This is a genomic window from Paenibacillus marchantiophytorum, assembly GCF_014640555.1.
Classification (GTDB): domain Bacteria; phylum Bacillota; class Bacilli; order Paenibacillales; family NBRC-103111; genus Paenibacillus_E; species Paenibacillus_E marchantiophytorum.
In genome coordinates this window covers 1-20,338 of sequence record NZ_BMHE01000049.1, presented here as the reverse complement: position 1 = coordinate 20,338, position 20,338 = coordinate 1, and the positions used below count along the sequence as shown (strand labels likewise).

At 48.5% G+C, this 20,338-nt stretch carries 15 protein-coding genes and 1 pseudogene; 8 read left to right on the top strand and 8 right to left on the bottom strand.

Annotation, left to right across the window (positions count from 1 at the left end; translation table 11 throughout):
• Positions 1-5: 5 nt before the first annotated feature.
• Positions 6-1,133, top strand: a complete 1,128-nt coding sequence (locus IEY34_RS29475) for a glycoside hydrolase family 88 protein (RefSeq protein ID WP_189018824.1) — start codon at positions 6-8, stop codon at positions 1,131-1,133.
• A gap of 296 nt (positions 1,134-1,429) precedes the next feature.
• On the opposite strand, the gene IEY34_RS29470 is transcribed toward IEY34_RS29475, so the two are convergent.
• From IEY34_RS29470 to IEY34_RS29440, 7 genes are all read right to left on the bottom strand, one after another.
• Positions 1,430-2,443 carry an extracellular solute-binding protein gene (locus IEY34_RS29470; protein ID WP_189018822.1) on the bottom strand — a complete coding sequence of 338 codons (1,014 nt, stop codon included), beginning with the start codon at positions 2,441-2,443 and terminating at the stop codon, positions 1,430-1,432.
• 78 nt (positions 2,444-2,521) lie between these two features.
• Positions 2,522-3,598 carry an ABC transporter ATP-binding protein gene (locus tag IEY34_RS29465; RefSeq protein ID WP_229757905.1) on the bottom strand — a complete coding sequence of 359 codons (1,077 nt, stop codon included), beginning with the start codon at positions 3,596-3,598 and terminating at the stop codon, positions 2,522-2,524.
• Positions 3,599-3,646: 48 nt separating this feature from the next.
• Complete coding sequence (locus IEY34_RS29460; RefSeq protein WP_189018820.1) at positions 3,647-5,305, bottom strand: ABC transporter permease; 1,659 nt, start codon at positions 5,303-5,305, stop codon at positions 3,647-3,649.
• 92 nt (positions 5,306-5,397) lie between these two features.
• Positions 5,398-6,432, bottom strand: coding sequence for an ABC transporter substrate-binding protein (locus tag IEY34_RS29455; RefSeq protein ID WP_189018818.1), 1,035 nt, complete (start codon positions 6,430-6,432; stop codon positions 5,398-5,400).
• A gap of 24 nt (positions 6,433-6,456) precedes the next feature.
• A complete protein-coding gene (locus IEY34_RS29450) occupies positions 6,457-7,245 on the bottom strand; it encodes a DUF3919 family protein (protein WP_189018816.1) in 789 nt (262 codons plus the stop codon).
• 43 nt (positions 7,246-7,288) lie between these two features.
• A complete protein-coding gene (locus IEY34_RS29445; protein ID WP_189018814.1) occupies positions 7,289-8,725 on the bottom strand; it encodes a HAMP domain-containing sensor histidine kinase in 1,437 nt (478 codons plus the stop codon).
• 3 nt (positions 8,726-8,728) lie between these two features.
• Entirely contained in the window at positions 8,729-9,403 is a 675-nt protein-coding gene (locus IEY34_RS29440) for a response regulator transcription factor (protein WP_189018812.1), read from the bottom strand.
• A gap of 227 nt (positions 9,404-9,630) precedes the next feature.
• Here IEY34_RS29440 and IEY34_RS29435 point away from each other — a divergent pair, with 227 nt between their 5' ends.
• The 7 genes and pseudogenes from IEY34_RS29435 (at position 9,631) to IEY34_RS29405 (ending at position 18,988) form a co-directional block, all read left to right on the top strand.
• On the top strand, positions 9,631-10,539 hold the full coding sequence (locus tag IEY34_RS29435; protein WP_189018810.1) for a polysaccharide deacetylase family protein: 909 nt from the start codon (positions 9,631-9,633) through the stop codon (positions 10,537-10,539).
• Between the two features lie 172 nt (positions 10,540-10,711).
• Positions 10,712-11,758 carry a Delta(5) desaturase DesA gene (gene desA, locus IEY34_RS29430; RefSeq protein ID WP_189018808.1) on the top strand — a complete coding sequence of 349 codons (1,047 nt, stop codon included), beginning with the start codon at positions 10,712-10,714 and terminating at the stop codon, positions 11,756-11,758.
• Between the two features lie 130 nt (positions 11,759-11,888).
• Positions 11,889-12,482: a TetR/AcrR family transcriptional regulator gene (locus IEY34_RS29425; protein WP_189018806.1), complete on the top strand. Its 594-nt coding sequence runs from the start codon at positions 11,889-11,891 to the stop codon at positions 12,480-12,482.
• A gap of 64 nt (positions 12,483-12,546) precedes the next feature.
• On the top strand, positions 12,547-15,657 hold the full coding sequence (locus IEY34_RS29420; RefSeq protein ID WP_189018804.1) for an MMPL/RND family transporter: 3,111 nt from the start codon (positions 12,547-12,549) through the stop codon (positions 15,655-15,657).
• Between the two features lie 1,025 nt (positions 15,658-16,682).
• Positions 16,683-16,967 (top strand): annotated as a pseudogene (locus tag IEY34_RS29415) (TetR/AcrR family transcriptional regulator); the annotation flags it as partial.
• Between the two features lie 160 nt (positions 16,968-17,127).
• On the top strand, positions 17,128-18,090 hold the full coding sequence (locus IEY34_RS29410) for an ABC transporter permease (protein ID WP_189018801.1): 963 nt from the start codon (positions 17,128-17,130) through the stop codon (positions 18,088-18,090).
• A gap of 16 nt (positions 18,091-18,106) precedes the next feature.
• A complete protein-coding gene (locus IEY34_RS29405) occupies positions 18,107-18,988 on the top strand; it encodes a carbohydrate ABC transporter permease (RefSeq protein ID WP_189018799.1) in 882 nt (293 codons plus the stop codon).
• Positions 18,989-19,089: 101 nt separating this feature from the next.
• Here IEY34_RS29405 and IEY34_RS29400 read toward each other — a convergent pair whose 3' ends face one another.
• Positions 19,090-20,136 carry a DUF7309 domain-containing protein gene (locus IEY34_RS29400; RefSeq protein WP_189018797.1) on the bottom strand — a complete coding sequence of 349 codons (1,047 nt, stop codon included), beginning with the start codon at positions 20,134-20,136 and terminating at the stop codon, positions 19,090-19,092.
• Between the last annotated feature and the right edge of the window lie 202 nt (positions 20,137-20,338).

Here is a 20,338-nt window from a genome sequence, read left to right as displayed (position 1 = left end):
CTTGCATGAGTATACAGGCTGGTTGGGCGCAGGAAGCTTGGCAGAAGACTGCTGCCAAGGTTGCAAGAACAAGTAAACGAATCGGGGACGGTTTCCCGCATGCCAGTGTGCAGGGCAAATACAAGCTGGAACCTGCCTACTGGTGGACAGCCGGTTTCTGGCCTGGTCTGCTCTGGCTGTTGTATCGCGAGAACAAGAACGAACAGCTGAAGCTGCTCGCCGAGTCCTGTGAGCAGCAGCTCGATCAGGTCATTGCGGATTACTACCGCTTAGACCATGATATTGGCTTCATGTGGACACTGACGAGCGTTGCGCGCTACAAGCTGCTGGGCGCGGAGGATTCCAAGCGTCGCGGCCTGCTCGCCGCGAATCTGCTGGCTGCACGGTTCAACGTGCAGGGGAACTTCATTCGCGCCTGGAATCCTTGGCGCGAAGGGGAAGACAATGCCGGCTGGGCCATCATCGATTGCCTGATGAACCTGCCGCTGCTGCATTGGGCCTCCGATACGACTGGAGACCCGCGGTACAAGCAGATCGCCGTGCGGCATGCCGACATGGCGTTGGAGCACTTCATCCGTCCGGATGGCTCCGTCAACCATATCGTGATCTTCGATCCGCACACGGGCGAGCAGCTCGAAGTGAATGGCGGGCAGGGCTTCGCCCCTGACTCCGCTTGGTCGCGCGGCACGGTGTGGGCGATCTACGGCATGGCTTTGAGTCATCTCCATACGGGAGATGAACGATACTTGCATGGCGCTAAGCGTGCTGCGCATTTCTTCTTGGCCAACTTGCCGGAGGATCATGTGCCGCATTGGGACTTCCGATTGCCGGATGATGTAACGGCCTACCGTGACTCCTCGGCTGGCGCTTGCGCGGCCTGCGGCTTGCTGCTGCTCGCTGATCAAGTCGGCGATCAGGAAAGCGCCCTCTACCGCCAGGCGGGCGAGAGAATTCTACATTCGCTGTACGTAAACTACGGCGATTGGGACTCAGAAACCGAAGAGGGGCTGATCCTTCATGGGACGAGCCATTACCCAGAGGGCAAGAATATCGATGTGCCGCTCATCTACGGGGACTATTACTTCGTAGAAGGGCTATCCCGTTTGCTCGGGCATGGTGAGCTGTTCTGGTAGAGTAAAAAAGCTGAGCGCGTATCCATAGGTTTTGCCTCCTGATAAGAGTCTCCAAGGGCTTCTATTTGTGTAAAATAGCGACTTTTAGCGCAAATAAGAGCTCCCAGAGGCTCCTATTGCTTCATTGGGGGGGAGTTTAGGTGTGGTTTCGCCGGAGATAAGAGTCTTTGGGGTCTGCTATTCATGAAAAGTCCCCGCTTTTTGTGCAAATAGGAGCTGCTAAAGACTCTTATTTGCACATTTGCACATCTGGAAATCTGGAAATCTGCATCACATTTATACAAGGGGGAGAGCTGCTACTCAATCGCATCCCGCCAACCGCTCAGCAATTTCTCATGCTGCTGCGCGGCTAGATCAAAGCGGTACGTAGCCAGGAGATTCTCCAGCTTCACGGGAGCAAGGAGCGGGTTTACCGGAATATTGGGGGTCACCGGGAAGGAGAAAGCCGTGTTCATATAATCGGTCTGAATTTCCTGGGACAGCATGAAATCCACGAGCTGCTTGGCTGCTGCGGGGTTGTTCCCTCCCTTGAGGATCGAGACGGCTCCGATCTCCCAACCGGCTTGAGGCGGAATGAACGAGCGGATGTTATAGCCCGAATTTTTGAAGCGCAGCTGGTCGCTCAGGAAGGAGACGGCGGCGGCCATCTCGCCCTCTGCCAGATGCTGTGCGCTCGTGTTGCCAGCGAACGTCATCGAAGCGCTTTGCTTCTTGAGCGCCTGCATCAGCTCGATCGCTTCACGGTCTCCGCGCTGCTGCGCGAGCGAGGCGAGCAGCGTATAGCCTGTTCCTGACGTCTCGGGATCAGGAATCTCGATCTTGCCCTTGAGCTCAGGGCGAAGCAAATCCTCATACCGCTGCGGCAGCGGCAGTGCTGCGAGCTGAGGGTCCTGCTGCCAAACGGTTTGGTTCACGCCAATGGCTAAAGCGCCCATGTACATGCCAGTCCAGTAGCCATGGCTATCCTTGTATTTGGCGGGAATGCTGCCTGCGGCGGCGGAGGAATAGCGCAAGGATTTGCTTTTGTTTTTGAGCTGCTCGTGCAGGTCGGCGGGTCCGCCTAGCACTACGTCGATGCCGGTTTTGCCCAGTGTCAGCAGATGATAACTCGCTTCGCCGCTGGACATCCGGATGATATCATAGGGCTGATCCGTCTTCTTTTTGAAAGTTTCGAGCAGAATTCGCCCAGCGTCCTCCTGAAAGATGACATAGACCTTCAAGGGCTGATTGCTCTTCTTCTCCCCCAGAACGAGAAAGCCAAGGATCACCCCAACACCAACCATAAGCACGAGCAGGCCTTTTTTCCACATGATGCCATTCCCCCCTGAACAGCCAAAAAAGGAAACCAAAGTTCCCCTTTTCAGCAAGCTGCTATTCTTATTTATTTCCTATTCGCTAATCTTGATTAAATGGATTTTATCATCGGCGGCGCTGATCTTAACATTCCCTTGGAATCGGGTTAAACCGATATCATACGCGTCGACAATCCATTCTTTCATATTATCATCCAGAATAAAATACCGTTCCTTCTCGCCGAGGAACATCGATGACTTCACGAAGCCGCTTACGGCGAATTCGCCAGGTTCACTTGCATTAATGCGCATGGATTCCGGGCGGATGCTGAGCAGCACCTTCTCGCCGGGCGTTACAACTTCATCGATGCCTACACTAGCCGTGCGGCCGCTGCCGTACTCGACAACGGCCTTGCCATTCGCAGATTCAAGGACAATGGCATCTACGAAGTTGGTCGTGCCGATAAAGTCAGCCACATAGGGCGTGCGAGGCTTGTAATAGATTTCGTGCGGTGTGCCGTATTGATCAATCGCGCCTTTGTTGAACACAACGATGTGATCGGACATCGACAGCGCCTCAAGCTGGTCATGCGTTACATAGATCACTGTCAGACCAAGCTCCTGCTGAATGCTCCGCAATTCCACGCGGACTTCTTCACGCAGCTTCGCATCCAGATTACTGAGCGGTTCATCGAGCAGGATGATTGGCGAATTCATGACCAGCGCGCGCGCCATAGCTACACGCTGCTGCTGCCCCCCGGACATCTCATGCGGATAGCGCTCTTCCAGTCCGGTTAATTTGACTTTCGCCATGGCGGACTTCACGCGCTCCTGCACTTCGGCTTCGGGGCGCTTCTGAATATCCAGCCCATAAGCGACATTGTCGAACACAGTCATGTGCGGGAATAGGGCATATTCCTGAAACACCATCGGTGTTCCGCGCTTGTAGGGCGGCAGATCGTTGACGAGTTGGCCATCAATCCAAATTTCCCCCTCATCCACCGTGTAGAAGCCAGCGATCGAGCGCAGCAGTGTTGTTTTCCCGCATCCGCTGGGTCCGAGGAAGGTAATGAACTTCCCGCGTTCAATTTGCAAATCGATCTGTTTGAGAACGTGATTGCTGCCAAATACTTTACTGACATTTTTTAAATCCAACAATATGTTTGAACTCATGATTTCTCACTCCTTAAAGCTTATCTTCAAATCGTTCATCTGAAACGGTTAGAAATCGAATATTTTGACCTTCGAGCGGAAAATGAGTTTCATGACACCAAGCGTAGCCAGTGTTGTCCCCATCAAGCCGACGGCAACAGCGGCCGCCCAGTAATAGGTTCCTGTTTCTGCATAGTTGAAGATAGAGACGGCGGCGACCACCCATTTGGGCGTAATGAGAAAGACGATCGTACTTAATGTGTTCATATTTTTCATAAAGGCATAGACGAAGTTGGCGACGATGGTCTTTTGCAGCATTGGGATTACGATAGTTGTCAGTGTGCGGCGGCTGTCGGCCCCCAGATTCGTTGCGGCTTCCTCAATCGATTTGTCCACCTGCTTGAAGGAAGCGGTAAGACCTCGATAACCGACCGGCATCTGCTTGAGCAGCATGGCCACAATAATCAGGACGGCTGATCCTTGCAGCATGATAGGTCCATTGCTGAAAGCGACGATCAAAGCCAAGCCTACGAACGTACCTGGCAAAGCAATCGGGAGTACGGCTGTGAAGTCCAGTATTTTCTTGCCGGGAAATGGTTTGCGGACTACGACATAAGCCAGCACAAGGGCGAAGCCAACAGCCAGAATGGAGCTGATCAGCGATAGCACCAAGCTGTTGAGGACAGCCGGACTGGATGGATTGAACACGATTTTGAATATATGATCGAGTGTAAACGTATTGTCCCGACCGAAGTTTTTGGTGAAAGCGAACAAAATGGTAATTGCAAACATGGACAAGATGAAGAGCGCCATGATGCTGTTGAAAATAAACAGAATGACATCTGTCTTGCGGGAAGTTTTCACCCGATTAAGTCCGGAAACCGGCTTTCCTGTGATGGTGGAATAGGAACCTTTGGACAATAATCGGCTTTGAATCACGAAGACCAGCAGGGCAGGGATGACCAGAATGAGACCCATGACGGACGCGAGGCCCGGTTCGTTATTAATGATTTCTCCATAGATTTCAACAGCCAAGAGAGAATAATTGCCCCCAATCAGCTTGGGATTTCCGAAGTCGGCAAAACAGTTGATAGCCACCAATAAGAAGGCGTTAATTACACCAGGCAGTGCTAATTTAAACGTAATTGTTCGAAAAAGCTTGAAGCCGCGGGCACCCAGGTTCTGGGCTGCGATTTCCAAATTCGGCGAAATAGAGCGAAGAACACCTGTAATGGTCATATAAGCAAGCGGGAAATAGGAAATCGTTTGGACGATCCAGAGACCTGGTAATCCGTATAAATCGAGCTCGACATTAAACCATGCTTTCAAGGTTTGCGAGACCATGCCGCCTCGGCCGAAGAGCAGCAGGAACGCTAGACCGGTCATGACGGATGGCGCCAGAATCGGCAGGAATGCGATAAAGCGGAAGAACTTTTTCCCGGCAATGTTGCTGTAATGAATCGAATACGCATAGATAAAGCCGCAAACGGTTGCGGTTAGCGCCGATAGGGAGGAACTGACGACTGTATTCAGCAGAGCGGTGCCATACCGGCTTTTGCTGAAGAAAGTGGTCCAATCCGTGGCTCCAGGAAGAGCGATAACGTAGATGAGCGGATAGATGACGAAGAGACAGAGAACAGCGAAACTGATAAGCACAAGGATCAGCGAGGATGGATCTTTCACCAGTCTGCCGATCGATGAACCCATACCCTTTTTTTCTATGATCATAAGGGGTTCACGACCACCTTCCAAAATTCATTGTGTAGGATGGCATGGGCAGGCCAGACAGGCCTGCTCCAATACCCTGTAACCGCTTACTATTATTTGAGGTTTTTCAGCGCGTCTTGCAGTTCTTTACGCTGTTCGGCAGCTTTCCACAAGCTGTAGGTTGTGTTGTATTTCGTTGTTTTGATATCAATTCCGCCTTTGGGAATTGGTACCGTAGGTTTCACAGAGCTTGCAAAAGCAGATTCGGTATAAAGCAAGCCAGGCTCATTCGTTAACATGAAATCCATGAGTTTTTTGGCGCCTGCGGTGTTAGCGCCACCTTTGACGATCGCAAGTCCGCCTACTTCATAGCCAGCGGCTTCAGGAACGATACTGATAATCGGGTTGCCTTGATTTTTCATTTTTAATTGGTCACCCAGGAAGGTAATGCCAATCGTGTATTCGCCTTTAGCTGCTTTCTGAATCGGCTCGATGCCGGATTTCGGTCTTTCTTTCAAGTTTGGCAGCAGTTTGGCGACATATTTCAGCATCTCTTCTTTGCCCCAAACTTGGGCTAGCGAGGCCACTGCTGTGTAGGCTGTGCCGGATGTAGCCGGGTCGGACATGCCGATTTCGCCTTTGAATTTCGGATCAAGAAGCTCTTGGAACGTCTGCGGGTAAGGAGCTGTGGCATATTTCTCTTTCCAGCGCTGCTCATTGATTCCAATCGCAATCGGATTCAAGTAAAACCCTGTCCAAGCGCCTTCTTTGTCTTTCATATTGTCAGGAATATCCTTGGCATTCGGTGAAATGTACGTTTCCAGCGCGCCAGCTTTTTTCAGCACTTCATGCGAATCAGCGGGACCGCCCATCAGGAAGTCGGCCTGCGGCTTGCCCATTTCATTCTGCACGCGAGTTACCGCCTCGCCGCTTGGCAGACGAAGAACGTCGTAGTCGATGCCGGTTTCTGCTTTGAATTTATCCAGGATTTTACGAGCTTCTTCCTCTTGGAAAATGGAGTAAACCGTAATCTTGCCTTTGGATTTCCCTCCAAATACACCGGATTTGTACAGGAAGAATCCTGCTACCAGGACGACAACAATGATCGATAGGATCATAACGGAACTATTGCTTTTCTTTCTAGCCATTTCATCAACCATCCCCTCAATAGGTTAGGAGGCATCACTTAACTTGAAATAGGCTTTATGGTTGGTCTCATCCAGCAAATCGAATACGATGAAGTAAGCGTTATCATATCGATCAACATGCAGCCAATGCTTCCCCTTCACTAATTCGTCGGTTAATTGTACGACATAGTGGGAACTGGGTTGTTCGGCCAAGAAATCGAAGTGACTGAAATCAATCAGCCTGACAGATGATCGCATCTGCCTCGTAAGCGCTGCTCGATCAGTATCGGAGAGCGCTGTGAGAAGACCATCATCCTGCAAACGGAACACCTGGTGGCTGCGGTTCGCGATGGCGCCGGCAACCGTATCCGTGGTCAGCGTTTTGTCGATGAGCATGTTCTGCAGCTTCCGAATTTCTGCGCTAATGTCCAGGGAGTTGACCCAGTCCGACCCAAAGCGAAAGCCGCTCGTTCCGATTTGGAAGGGGATATCCTCCTGATCCAAATAAGCAATCGAGCCCGTCAACAGCAGTCGTGAAGCGTTTGCACGAGTTTGCTGCGTGCCCCCGCTCAAGATTCGGGTGAACGATGCTTTCCAAGCGATCAGCTCTTTGGGATCGTCAATCGATATGGTGCCAATTCCCGGGTAGGTCACATTCATACGCATGGGAACACCATCGAACATATCCCGGCTGTTTACTTCTTTGGGTACGATACGCACTTCATCGACACCGATGCGGAATACATAAGCAAAAATGGCGATTAACGTACAACCGATCACGATTTGCAATAAGATGAGACGCATCCATGAAAGCCCTTTCTTCTCCTCTTGCATGTAGACTACTCTCCTTTTATCTCAGAAAAATCATCGATTTGTATCAATTTTGTAACAGAACGGGAAAGGGCACCGGTTCGATTGGGAATTGGAGAACGACTTCCGTTCCGCTTCCTTCACGGCTGTGCACGATGATATCGCCGCCTTGCAGCTCCATAAGCTGCTTGCATAGCAGCAAGCCAAGGCCGTGGGATTGCGGGGAAATAGGTCGAGTTTGCTTGTGTTCGGTCGCTACGAACAGGGTACTTGTATCCTGCTCATTCATTCCTTTGCCGTTATCGATGATGCGCACAAGACATTGATATTCTTGCTGCTCCAATCGAATGGTCAGTTCCGTACATTCACTGTGCTTGATTGCATTCTCAATGACATTGAACAGCACCTGCTGGGTGCGCTTAGGATCGACGTAAACCTCGCAGGGCGCAACATGGATCGTCGTCATAATCGATGACTTATGCAGGGTTGGCTCCAGAATGCGCAGACTGTCCGTGAGAATGGCAGCCAGATCGGTCCGTTCGACTTGGACACGCCAAGCCTCATCGCCTTTGAGCGAGGATTGGAGCAGTTCCTCCACCATTTGCAGAAGACGCGTGCTTTCCTTGCGGATATAGACATTGCACGTTCGAATATCATCGGTGCGCTCCATTTTGTCGATCAAATCGGAGAAGCCAATAATCGACGTTAGCGGCGTTTTGAGCTCATGAGTGACATTATCGTAAAATTTCTTCTGCTTGCTCTGCTCGTAATGCAGCAGTTCGATATGCTCTTGCAGCGCTTCCGACATTTGGTTGAAGTCGTCAGCCAGTTCGCGGACCTCATCTTGGCTGCGGACCACAATTTTGCGGCTGAAATCGCCGATCGTGACCAGCTTCAACGCCTGCTGGAGCGCATGCAGAGGTTTCATGATAAAGAAAGAGAACGAGTAGCTCGCCAGCAGGGCGATGAGCAAACAGCCGAGGGCAACGCCAATAAACCAGGTACGCATCTCTGAGAGCGTCTCTTCGTGCTTGTTCAGATCAAGGAGGTAGCGGAACCCGCCCACGGTCTTGCCTTCATAGGTGAAGGGAGAGGCATAGATAAGGATCTTGCTGGTTTCCCCTTCGGTAATGACGGTGGCAGTTTGTCCAGCCAAGGCAGCGTCGATATCGCTTCGTTTAATCAAATCCTCTTTGTTGCCGCTGTCCCCGATAATCGTTCCTTCAGGATCAAACAACTGGACCTGAAAGTTGCTGTTTGCCGCCAGATGGGAGGCGATCAGCGGGGCATAGGCACCGGAAAACAACTGCTCGATGCTTATTTTCTTATCGTTCACAATTTTCAGAGCTTCAATGCGATGCAGCGCATAATACTGATCCAAAGTTTGGGTGTCCCGCTCAATCATGCTTTTACTCAGCGTATAATTCACAACTACATACATCGCGGCCAGCAGCATAACGATGGTGATGGTGTGTTGTATGAACAGTTTGTTGCGCAGTTTCATCGCTTAAACCTCCAACTTGTAGCCCATGCCGTGAACCGTGGCGAGCACATGGTCGTAAGGTTTGATTTTCTCGCGCAGACGATTCACCATCATATCGACAGACCGCGTCTGTCCGTAATACTCGAAGCCCCATACTTGGTCCAAAATATGCTCCCTAGTGAACACTTTCTTAGGGTTCTTGCACAAAAGCCAGAGGAAATCAAACTCCTTGCTGGTCGTTTTGACGAGTTTTCCGGCTATAGTCACAGACCGCTCGTTCCGATCGATCTCGATGAGGCCAACCTCAAGAACATCCATCGTTAGCGAGGCTGTATCCGGTGTCATTCGCCGCATAACAGCGCGAATTCGCATAATCAGCTCGCGCGTCTCGAACGGCTTGGTCAAGTAATCATCGGCTCCGAGCTGGAAGCCTAATATTTTATCATTCATCTCATTCTTTGCCGTTAGCACGATGACCGGAATTTCTTTGTAGGCCGTTTGCAGCGTCTTCAATAGTTCGAAACCGGACTGATCAGGCAGCATAAGGTCGAGCAAAATTAAATCGATGTGCTGGGAGCTCAATTCATGGAGACCGGCTGCAACAGTACCCGCCACCATGGGGTGGAAACCTTCAACCTCAAGGCTTAGCTTGAGCAGCATCTGAATGCTGGAATCGTCTTCAATAATTAAGATATTCATAGGGAAATTCCTTTCCGCGGGCAGTAGGTTTCTAGTTGCATATCCTACCAAAAAGATTAACTAGTCCGCAACAAATAATTGATGTGATAAAAGCTTACATAAAGCGAAAAAGGTGAGCGATGTAAATTCTGCAAATATTGTCGAACCAGTACAACTTTTTATAGGCAGCACGCGTCTATTCTTACATGAATAAGGCCGCTAAGAGCGCATAAAGGAAGGTTTTTGTCATGAAAGTGCAAGTAATGACGCAACGCAAACAACATTGGGTAATAGGTATCACTTTTTGCGGCATGGTTAGTATAGCTCTTATTAATTTTACAGTGACGGGAAGTGTTCTCCCGTTCCCTAGCAAATCGCCGGTTATAAGCAAGCAGCAGCCTCACGAGGAAACCGCATCTACGGGTGCAGCTCCTGCCGGGCCGTCTGCCGCTTCGATCGAAATGAAACCGCAAGAAGCCAGACATTCTCTGAATACCGCCGATGCTCAAATCTCAACGGGGGTGAGTGGGAAACTGTCACAAACGCAGCCGTTAAAAGCAGCCAAACAGGTTGCCATCACATTCGACGATGGACCGGACGGTAAGTACACGCCGCAGATTTTGGATATTTTGAAAGAGAATGATGTCAAAGCCACCTTTTTTGTCGTTGGTGACCAAGTCAGTAAATTTCCCGATGTGCTTAAGCAAATTCATGAGGAGGGTCATGTTATCGGCAATCATTCATGGGACCATGCGGATTTAACCAAACTCTCGTCCGTTCGTATAGAGCAGGAACTGAATCAAACGGAAGACTGGATCATGCAGACGATCGGTATGGGCTCCTCGCTGTTTAGGGCACCCTACGGAGCTGTTTCTCCACCCGTGAAGAAGGCCGTGGAACAGTCTGGACGCTCATTGGTCGGTTGGGACGTGGACCCCAAGGATTGGGCAGGCACTCCTTCAAAGGATATTATTCAAAACATAAAAACGCATGTTAAGGACGGCAACATCATATTGCTGCACAGCTTTGGGGGCAAAAAAGGGAAGCTGGACAACACGGTTGAAGCCCTTCCCGGCATTATCGCGTATTTGAAAAAGGAGAAATTCGACATTGTGACCGTTCCCGAAATGAAAACACGAATGAAAAATGTCCCTTAAATATAAATATGACTTATATTACATTTTACAAAAAGCGCTTTCCAATTTATGATGGTAGAGCGGTGTAATATTTCTTCTCGCATTAGGGAACTTTATTTGATTCGCAACGTACTACAACAGTTGACAATAATTACATCCGGCACGAAGCGGAAAGAAGGAGTTCTAACTGAATATGAAGCATGAGGAAAAAGGTGGGTGGCGAGCTGACATCGCACCTTACGAAAGACCACATATGAAGCATAGTGTGTGGCAAATTATTAATACACTGGTACCCTTTCTTGTCTTGTGGTACTTCGCTTTCTTGAGTCTTTCGGTTTCAATCTGGCTTACGTTCGCGTTAGACATTATTGCCGCAGGTTTTTTGATCCGAATCTTTATTATTTTCCATGATTGCTGCCACAAATCTTTTTTCAAAAATAAAGTCGCGAATGAAATTGTCGGGACAATAACTGGTATTTTAACGTTTTGTCCGTATCATCAATGGCGCTATACGCATTCCGTTCACCATGCTTCCAGTGGGAATCTGGATCGTAGAGGGGTTGGCGATATTTGGACGCTTACCGTTGACGAATATATGGCTTCCTCATGGGGCCGCAGATTGTACTACCGTATTTATCGGCATCCGCTGATCATGTTTATTGTTGGACCGATCTACATCTTCCTGATTGATTATCGTTTTAACCGCAAGCGCGCGGGAATGAAAGAGCGCATTAATACGTATATCACGAATGTAGGTATTGTTGGCGGCATCGCTTTGCTGTGCTGGGCGATTGGTTGGCAATCTGTTTTACTCATCCAAGGTCCAATGTTTTTTGTATCGGGTATGGCTGGCATTTGGTTGTTTTACGTACAGCATAACTATGAAGACACGTACTATGAGAATGAGGGCGAATGGGATTACGTCAAGGCTGCGATGCATGGCAGTTCCTTCTATAAGCTGCCGCGCGTGCTGCACTGGATTACCGGCAACATCGGTTTCCACCATATTCATCATTTGAGCCCGCGGGTACCGAATTATTATTTGGAGAAGGTTCACAACAAGAATGAAGAGCTGCGCAAGGTACAGACAATTACACTGCTGACCAGCTTGGAATCGCTGAAATTCCGAATTTGGAACGAAGAAACGAAGAAGTTCATTCAATTCAAGGATTTGAAGCGTTTCAGAACGAAGCCGAGCAGTGCTCCAGAAGTATTGAAAGTGAAACCAACAGTGGAATAAATCATATGTGTGCTGTATAAAACCTAGCCGAAAGCTAGGTTTTTCTTTTTTTGTTGTGCCAAAGTTGCAACTCTGAGATGGGCGCGGTATAATGCTCATATTCCAATAAAAGTGAACGGGTGTTTATTATATGCAGGTGCTTAAAGATGATGTGAAAAATAGTATTCGCCAAGCAGCTCTTTCCGAGTTCAAAAAGCACGGATACTTAAAAGCTTCTATGCGTCATATTGCAGATGCGGCAGGGATAACGCCAGGTAACATTTATCGGTATTTTGAGAGCAAAGATGATCTGTTCGATGCATTGATTCATCCAATCTATGAGCAGTTCAATACGTACATCTTGGAAATTAAGGACGAAGTCGAAAGCACGCTTTGCAAGGAAGCTTCCGATCATTTGAATATACTGCGCAAAGTTGATGCGACGATCATACGGCTTTTCAAAGAATCGAGCATCGAGTTGACCATTCTTCTTAATTTGAGCGAAGGCTCTCGATTTGAACCTGTGAAGCAGGAGTTGATTACCTTGGTGTATCAAATTCTGGAGAAAGTGTTACCTAATGAACAACCTACGACTCAGATGTTCGCTGCGACCCTGATTGAGGGCGTAAGCCTTATTCTTCGCGACCACGAGGATAGCGATACCATTAAGATGTTGGTCGATGAACTGTTATATCTATATTCTGCTGGTATTTCTGAGAAAATTAAGCTTTTGAGTCTGGCTTAATTTTTTTTGACTTAATAATGAACACTTGTTTACTAAAATGATCCCGCAAGGAGGCAAGCAAGACATGAAACAAATTATTAAATGGCGCTGGACCATTCTCGCTGTATGGTTGGTCTTAACCGTAGTTCTCACGGTCGTTCAGCCAGATGTGAATGCGATTCTGGGCCTTAGAGGTCAGGACCCGCTGGCCAAAGACAGCCCATCCAAGGTGGCAACGTCCATTTTGAAGAAGATGAATGGGGTAGAAGGAACGAGTGATATTGTCGTATTCCATAACCCTGATAAGCTGACCGAAGCAGATATGAAAGGCATCGAGTCGGGCATTGCCAATATGAAGGCGCACCAAGCTGAGCTTGGGTTCGATCAATTGCTCGATCCATTTTCCCTGCCGGACGCGAAGTCTTCCCTCATTTCTGAGGATCAGACGACTTTGATGGCAAGCTTTAGCCTGGATAAAAGAGGCCGTCATGTCGAGGAGATAGGCAAGCAATTCGATGAAGTGCTCAAAGATGTGAAGGTCCAGTACTACTTATCAGGTGAGGATTTCATCCAGGATGATTACATCAAAGCTTCCGAATCCGGCGTGGAAAAAAGCGCGGCGCTTACGGTTATTTTCATCTTAGCCGTGCTGGTCATTATGTTCCGTTCGGTTGTTATTCCCCTTGTATCGCTGCTTGCAGTAGGGATCTCCTACCTGGTTTCCATGGGGATCGCCGCGCAGTTAATTGATAAGTTTGATTTCCCCGTGACTAGCGTGACGCAGATGCTGTTGATTCTGATTCTGTTCGGGATTGGGACCGACTATAACATCCTGCTGTTCAATCGCTTCAAAGAAGAGTTATCCCACGGATTGTCCGTGGACGAAGCCATTGTTGTCACCTATAAAACAGCAGGAAAAACGATTTTTTACAGTATTCTAACGGTATTTATTGCTTTCGCGAGTTTAACTTTCTCGGACTTTGGGATTTATAAATCCGGAAATGTGGTTGCTATCGGTACCGCGGTGCTATTGCTTGAAATTTGGACGGTAACGCCGTTCCTCATGAAAACATTAGGCAACAAGCTGTTTTGGCCCTCCAAAGGAGCAGCAACTGGACATAAGGAAAGTAAATTCTGGGCGAAACTTACGGGTATTGCCGTCAAAAGTCCAGTCATTACAACCCTATTGATTGTCATCGTCATGATCCCGATTATTCTTTCTAATCATCAGAAATTGTCCTTTGATCAGTTGAAAGAATTAGGCAATGGCCACGATTCTACGAAAGGGTTCAGCCTTGTAGCGGATCATTTCAGCAGAGGTCAGGCACTGCCGACGATGGTCGTTATTGAGAATGACAAAGAATTGAACAATAATGACGGATTAGCTGCGATTGATAAATTAACGGATAAATTGAAAAGTATTCCCGGCGTAGATAAGGTGTCGAGTGTGACACAGCCGCAATCGAAGCCGATTGATAATTTCTATATTTCAACGCAGACGACAACGGTAGCTGAGGGAATTACCGCTTCACAAAAAGGCGTTAATCAAATCCAAAATGGTATTAACCAAATGGAGAGCAAGCTCGTTAGCCCGGATTTCTCCAGCACGGATCAGCTTGTCTCCGGTACTGGCAAAGTGCAGGATGGCTACGTGCAGATCACAACGGCGCTGAATCAGGTTGCCAAAGGCATCTCGCAAGGTGCGGATGGTGCCGGAAATTTGAACGCGGGGATCACAGGTTTGAAAGATGGCATGGCACAAGTTGATGCCAATACAGCCAAGATCAGCAGCGGGCTGACGCAGCTGCAGCAAGGCTATACCGCGCTGACGGACGGCTATGCGCAGGTCGAGGGGCAGGTTCCGGCCATTCAGCAGGGGCTGACCGGGATGAACGGGTTAATCAGTCTGCTGGGCGGGAAATACACGCAGCTGACGACCGACGCTGACTATGTGAAGCTCAAGCAGACGGGGGAAGGGCTGGAATCCGGCCTCGCCCAGTTGGGGGGCGGATTGCATGAGCTTGGCGTGAATGCCGCCAAGCTGAACAGCTCTTTCGCAGAAGCGGCGAAAGGGTTGGAGCAGATCAGCGGCGCGCAAGCGAAGCTGACGGAGGGCTTGACTGGCCTGCAGAGCGGCTCCGCGGAGCTGGCCAAGGGCTTAGTGCAAGGCAGCGCAGGCAGCCGCGAGATCGCCGCGAACATGGCGAAGCTGAATGCAGCGCTGGGCAGTGTCAAGGACGGTCAGCAGAAGCTGAACGAGGGCTTGTCGGGTCTGGCTGGCGGCATGAGCCAGCTGAAGGACGGCCTCGGCGCGAGCGGCAACGGACTGGGTGACGTGTCCGAAGGGCTCGGCAAAACGAGCCAGTTCCTGACACAGCTGAACAGCTCGAAGACGTTCTTCATCCCGAAAGAAGCGCTCACGAGTACGGATTTCGCGAAGTCGTTGGACAACTACATGTCCAAAGATCGCAAAATCACGAAACTGATCGTGATTCTCAAGGATGATCCGTATTCATCGGCGGCGATGGACACGATTGAACGTATCAACACCGAGCTTTCCGCTGGCTTGAAAGGGAGCGTGCTTGAGAACGCGAAGGCAGGAGCTTCCGGTCCGAGCTCCACAACATACGATACGAACAAAGCGCAGCTTAAATCGTTCAACAGTACAGCGATCATCGTGGTTATCGGTGTATTCATCGTCTTGCTGTTTGTGATTCGGTCGTTCTGGCCAGCTGTGTACATCATTCTGTCGCTTCTTGCTTCTTATTACGCGGCTATGACCGTTACGAATATTGTAACGGAGAAAATTATCGGGGCAGACGGCGTGTCTTCCTTCGTACCGTTCTTCTCCTTCATCATCATCATCGCCGTCGGTGTCGATTACAGCATCTTCCTGATGATGCGGTACAAAGAGCTTGGCGATATGTCGCCGACGAAGGCCATTGTGCAGGCCTCCAAGCACATCGGTGGCGTCGTCATCTCGGCGATGATCATCTTGGGCGGCACGTTCGCAACGCTAGTGCCGTCTGGCCTGGTCTTGCTGATCGAGCTGGCCGTCGCGGTGATTGTTGGTCTTGTATTGCTGTGCTTCATCCTGCTGCCGATGCTGCTGCCAGCTTTGCTGGCGATGCCTGAGGCGCTTCGGGCGAAGCGTAGAGCCTTGAAGAAGCTGTCCGTGGAGAGCAACTCAGCTTAGTATGGCTGGGACTTCGGGACTGTCCCAGAAGGGGACGGAACTGCGCAAATTCGATAGGGTAATCACTGTTATTAGATTTAGGCACGGCAGATAGGAACATAGACGAGGCTGATCTCCAGGTTTGAACCTGAGACAGCCTCGTTTCTTATTTACTAGTGTACATTAACGCTGAAAAACAGCGTTAATGCCGGAGTGTGGAGGAAAAGCAGCACATTAACGTTGCAAAACAACCTCTCAGCAGGAAAACGCCCCACCAAATAGCCTAATGGTGAAGTTAAAGCTGAAAAACAGCGTTAAGGCTGGAGTGTGGAGAAAAAGCAGCACATTAACGCTGAAACACAATCTCTCAGCAGGAAAACGCCCTACCAAGTAGCCTAATGGCGAAGTTAACGCTGAAAAACAGTGTTAAAGCCGGAGTGTGGAGAAAAAGCAGCCCATTAACGGGATTTCAATGGTCCAATCAAACAGCCGTATAGGCGGCCAAATTCACGATTACATTGGATTTATCCAATGTAATAAGATTCCTCATGTTGTCTGGCATGGAATCTTGAAGTTAGCTAGTTTAGACAGATGGTTGGGAGAACGCCGAGAGTAGCTGCAAGGGAAAGTAGCTGAAATACGCGGACTTTGCGGCAGCACGTCCAAAGTCTAAGGAACGCCTCACGTTATTGATTGGATAAATCTAATCCAGCAGCCCGATGGGCGGCTAAATTCACCATTACATTGGATTTATCCAATGTAATAAGATTCTTCCACTGTTGTCTGGTATGGTATGGAATCTTGAAGTTAGCTAGTTTAGACAGATGGTTGGGAGAACGCCGAGAGTAGCTGCAAGGGAAAGTAGCTGAAATACGCGGACTGTGCGGCAGCACGTCCAATGTCTAAGGAACGCCTCACGTTATTGATTGGATAAATCCAATCAAACAGCCGTATAGGCGGCAGACTTGAGGATTTCAATTACATTAACGCTGAAAAACAGCGTTATCGTTAGCGGCAGGAGCAGCTAGTATGCTATAAATAACTATATGAATACTACAAATCGAACGATTGTTAGTCGCCGCTCACGACCGGCCAAAGCGCCGTTGAGTAAAGAAGTTATTATCAAGACGGCATTAGAGTTGCTGAGGAAGGAAGGCTCTTCCGGGCTAAGCATGCGAAAAATCGCTAAAGTGCTGGATACAGGCCCTTCGTCCCTCTATGTGTATGTAACCAATCTTCAAGAATTGAACGATTATGTGTTGGATCTGGGTTTAGAAGAGGTCCCATTACCTGATGTGTATAACGATGAGAATAAGGCTTTCCCCTTAGTAGGGAAAGGCCTTATTTGCGTAGGAAGAAGAGGCTTCCCTCCCTCTTTTTCTACCTAAAAAAAACACAAGTCAGTGAAAAGGCATTCCATTGTTGGAAGCGCTTTAGGGAGGTAGGATAGAACTATAACATCGACGAGAATGAAGTGAGGGGGGCCAGAGAATGGCGGTCAACGCACAAGCTGTGAAGCAAGTGAGACAAGGCGCACAGGTCAGCAAGGGTAAAGGCTTTCTACGAAAGCTTTGGAAGTATAGGGCGTTATATCTGATTTCGGTTCCGGGTATTTTGTATTTTATTATTTTCAAATATGTACCGTTGCTTGGGTCTGTCATTGCATTCCAGGATTACAACATTTTCGATGGCTTTACCGGGAGCAAGTGGGTCGGGTTCGAGCATTTTGCCCGGATGTTTGCCCATTACGATTTCTTGAAAATTTTGAAGAATACGATGCTGATTGGGATCTATGATCTCGTGCTGGCTTTCCCCGCGCCTATTGTTCTGGCTCTGCTGCTGAATGAGCTAAGAGTCGTCCTCTACAAACGTATTCTGCAAACTGTGGTGTACATGCCCCACTTCCTTTCGTGGGTCATTGTAAGCGGTATCGCAATTGGTATTCTTTCTCCGTCTACGGGGGCTGTGAATCATTTCATTACGATGCTTGGTTTCGATCCTGTGTACTTCTTGGGGGAAGAGTCGTGGATTCGTACGGTATTGATTACGTCGGGAATTTGGCGAGACTCCGGTTATGGGACGATCATCTATTTGGCCGCATTAGCAGGGATTAATCCCGATTTATACGAGGCTTCTGAGGTAGATGGCGCCAACCGCTGGAGACAAACCATTGCCATCACGCTGCCGTCGCTGCTGCCAACGATCATGATTTTGTTCTTGCTGCATATCGGGAAGTTCCTGGATTTCGGTTTTGAACGTGTTTACGTGTTCTTGAACCCTTTGAATAAAGAAAATGGCGAAATTCTAGATACGTATATTTATACCGCTGGGTTATTGAATCAACAGTTCAGCTATACAACGGCGATTGGCCTGTTTAAAGCCCTCGTTGGGGTCATGCTCATCGTCATCGGAAACATCATGAGTAAGAAAACTACTGGTGAAAGCCTGTACTAAGACGGAGGTGAACGCTATGAATCGCAAGCCGACTGCCGGCTGGCAAACGTTTAATGTTTTTAATGTGCTTTTTCTGACACTCTTATCGCTAGCGATGCTCCTGCCGTTCTTAAACGTGCTGGCTCAATCCTTTAGTTCGTCGGAAGCCATTGTAACGGGGAAAGTCCTGTTCTTTCCTGTAGAATTTACGTCAATCAACTATCAATATGTGTTCAGTGACGCGGCGATTTGGCGGTCTTTTGGAGTTACGGTCTACATTACAATTGTAGGTACGCTCATCAACTTGATTGCCACAGCATCGCTGGCTTATCCGGTTTCTCGCCCTGAATATGCGGGCCGCAACGGGATTGTCATCATGGTACTGATCACAATGGTTTTCAGTGCGCCGCTGATTCCCAACTTTATTTTGATGAAAAATTTGCACCTGACGAATTCCCTTTGGGCTTTGCTGCTTCCGGGAGCCATCAGTGCCTTTAACTTCTTCGTGATGCGGTCGTTCTTCCTGCAACTTCCGAGTGAATTAATTGACTCCGGGCGTATGGATGGCTGCTCGGAGCTGCGCATGATCTGGAGCATTGTCCTGCCGTTGTCTAAACCGGTGATGGCTTCCTTGGGGATTTTCTATGCTGTGGGCCACTGGAATACGTATCAAAGTGCGTTATACTATATTAACAAACCAGCGCTGTGGCCGCTTCAGGTGAAGCTGCGTCAGTTGATCGCGTCGGAGGACATCAGCATCGACCCGAACTCTTCGCAGTTCAGCGGGCTGGCTCACATGGATCCAGAAGGGATCAAAATGGCGACAATTATCATTGCCACAATTCCAATTATTCTGATCTACCCGTTCTTGCAGCGTCATTTTGTTAAAGGGATGATGGTGGGTTCGGTTAAATCGTAATGGAAAGAAGGAACTGTCCTCTTGGGGATAGTTCCTTTTTAGGGTTTATTATAAGTGGGAAATAGGGCTGCTGAAGTTGTTATTTACAGAAAGTAGATTTCCTATAAAGAATCTTCGATCTCGTCGAAAGCCATGTGAAGCTCAGGCAAATTGAAATTTAATTTCACTGTAATGCCCAGCTTATCGGCACTTTCATTTAGAGCAAAAAATGCCTTATTGGAACGTACGTAGATCGATTTTGGCTTATAGCCAGACGTCTTGATCAGATTAAGCAGTTGTTCCACAAAGTTTTGGGCAAAGTCTGGGTTATCCGATAATTCGCTAGTCAATATAAGACCAGTTGAAGCACTCATCCATAGACTCAATCGAGGATAGCTTCCTCGTTCCCCCTTTTCGCCAAATGCGTGGGAAATGTATTGAAAGTCGGAATGCCAGATCTCTGTTGATGTCTTCAAACTTTTGCCTAATTGGCGAAGTTGCAGTTCGTTAGGATATACATAAGGGGTTAGAAATTCCCCCTCTTCCAGCCAAGGAAGCCAAGTATCTGACCAAGTAACACCGGAGTTGGTGGCCTTCGGAATGCGATGCAGGCGTTTTTCACCAGTCCCTTCATCCGTTTGGTCATGTTCAAAGTACAATTCATGATTCTCTCGGAAACGATCTGCTACAAGCATGGTTTGCTCTAGGGCAGCTATAAGAAATCTCACTTCTCGACCATTAGGCAGCGCGGGTAGGAAGCCAGGTTCAAAGCTGCGGAATTGCGGCCAGGCGTGAGCACCGCGAAATTTATAACCAAGATCACGGATTATTTGGAGATCATCTTTGTGCATCCGATCGCGATTCTCAAAACTAACGGTGACTGCACACATCGATCTAGCTAATTCTAGCCGATCATCACTAAGATAATCAGTAACGCCGCTCAATTCCTGCAGGAATAATCTTCCATTCGGTCCTGTATAAACATTGAGACCATAACTGAACTTGCCTGCCCCAAACACGACACAGCAACCAAGCTCGCTGCTCTCGGGATCGGTTATCAGAAAGTAATCATCATCCTCCATCCAATTCCAAGGGGCCTGTTTTTTAAATTGATTTGTTACTTCAAAAAGCTGCTGCCATTCTTCCTTAGTTGCTTGTAAGTTAGTCATTTCCAAACCTCCAGCTATTATTAATTTTATTATGTAGCGATCCTTTTTATTTGACAAGCCTTATTGAACCCAACCTAAAAAAACTACGACAGTATAATTAACTAACCGTTCAATAAATCCCATTTTTGCTCTAAATCATTGAGGTAACCTTCGGTATTGCGATTAAATTTCTTGCGTAATATAACGCTGGTTAAACGCTGAT

Excerpts from the sequence above, each read along its gene's own strand:
- IEY34_RS29475 (WP_189018824.1), top strand. The coding sequence starts at position 6 with ATGAGTATACAGGCTGGTTGGGCGCAGGAAGCTTGGCAGAAGACTGCT.
- IEY34_RS29470 (WP_189018822.1), bottom strand. The coding sequence starts at position 2,443 with ATGTGGAAAAAAGGCCTGCTCGTGCTTATGGTTGGTGTTGGGGTGATC.
- IEY34_RS29465 (WP_229757905.1), bottom strand. The coding sequence starts at position 3,598 with ATGAGTTCAAACATATTGTTGGATTTAAAAAATGTCAGTAAAGTATTT.
- IEY34_RS29460 (WP_189018820.1), bottom strand. The coding sequence starts at position 5,305 with ATGATCATAGAAAAAAAGGGTATGGGTTCATCGATCGGCAGACTGGTG.
- IEY34_RS29455 (WP_189018818.1), bottom strand. The coding sequence starts at position 6,432 with ATGGCTAGAAAGAAAAGCAATAGTTCCGTTATGATCCTATCGATCATT.
- IEY34_RS29450 (WP_189018816.1), bottom strand. The coding sequence starts at position 7,245 with ATGCAAGAGGAGAAGAAAGGGCTTTCATGGATGCGTCTCATCTTATTG.
- IEY34_RS29445 (WP_189018814.1), bottom strand. The coding sequence starts at position 8,725 with ATGAAACTGCGCAACAAACTGTTCATACAACACACCATCACCATCGTT.
- IEY34_RS29440 (WP_189018812.1), bottom strand. The coding sequence starts at position 9,403 with ATGAATATCTTAATTATTGAAGACGATTCCAGCATTCAGATGCTGCTC.
- IEY34_RS29435 (WP_189018810.1), top strand. The coding sequence starts at position 9,631 with ATGAAAGTGCAAGTAATGACGCAACGCAAACAACATTGGGTAATAGGT.
- desA (WP_189018808.1), top strand. The coding sequence starts at position 10,712 with ATGAAGCATGAGGAAAAAGGTGGGTGGCGAGCTGACATCGCACCTTAC.
- IEY34_RS29425 (WP_189018806.1), top strand. The coding sequence starts at position 11,889 with ATGCAGGTGCTTAAAGATGATGTGAAAAATAGTATTCGCCAAGCAGCT.
- IEY34_RS29420 (WP_189018804.1), top strand. The coding sequence starts at position 12,547 with ATGAAACAAATTATTAAATGGCGCTGGACCATTCTCGCTGTATGGTTG.
- IEY34_RS29410 (WP_189018801.1), top strand. The coding sequence starts at position 17,128 with ATGGCGGTCAACGCACAAGCTGTGAAGCAAGTGAGACAAGGCGCACAG.
- IEY34_RS29405 (WP_189018799.1), top strand. The coding sequence starts at position 18,107 with ATGAATCGCAAGCCGACTGCCGGCTGGCAAACGTTTAATGTTTTTAAT.
- IEY34_RS29400 (WP_189018797.1), bottom strand. The coding sequence starts at position 20,136 with ATGACTAACTTACAAGCAACTAAGGAAGAATGGCAGCAGCTTTTTGAA.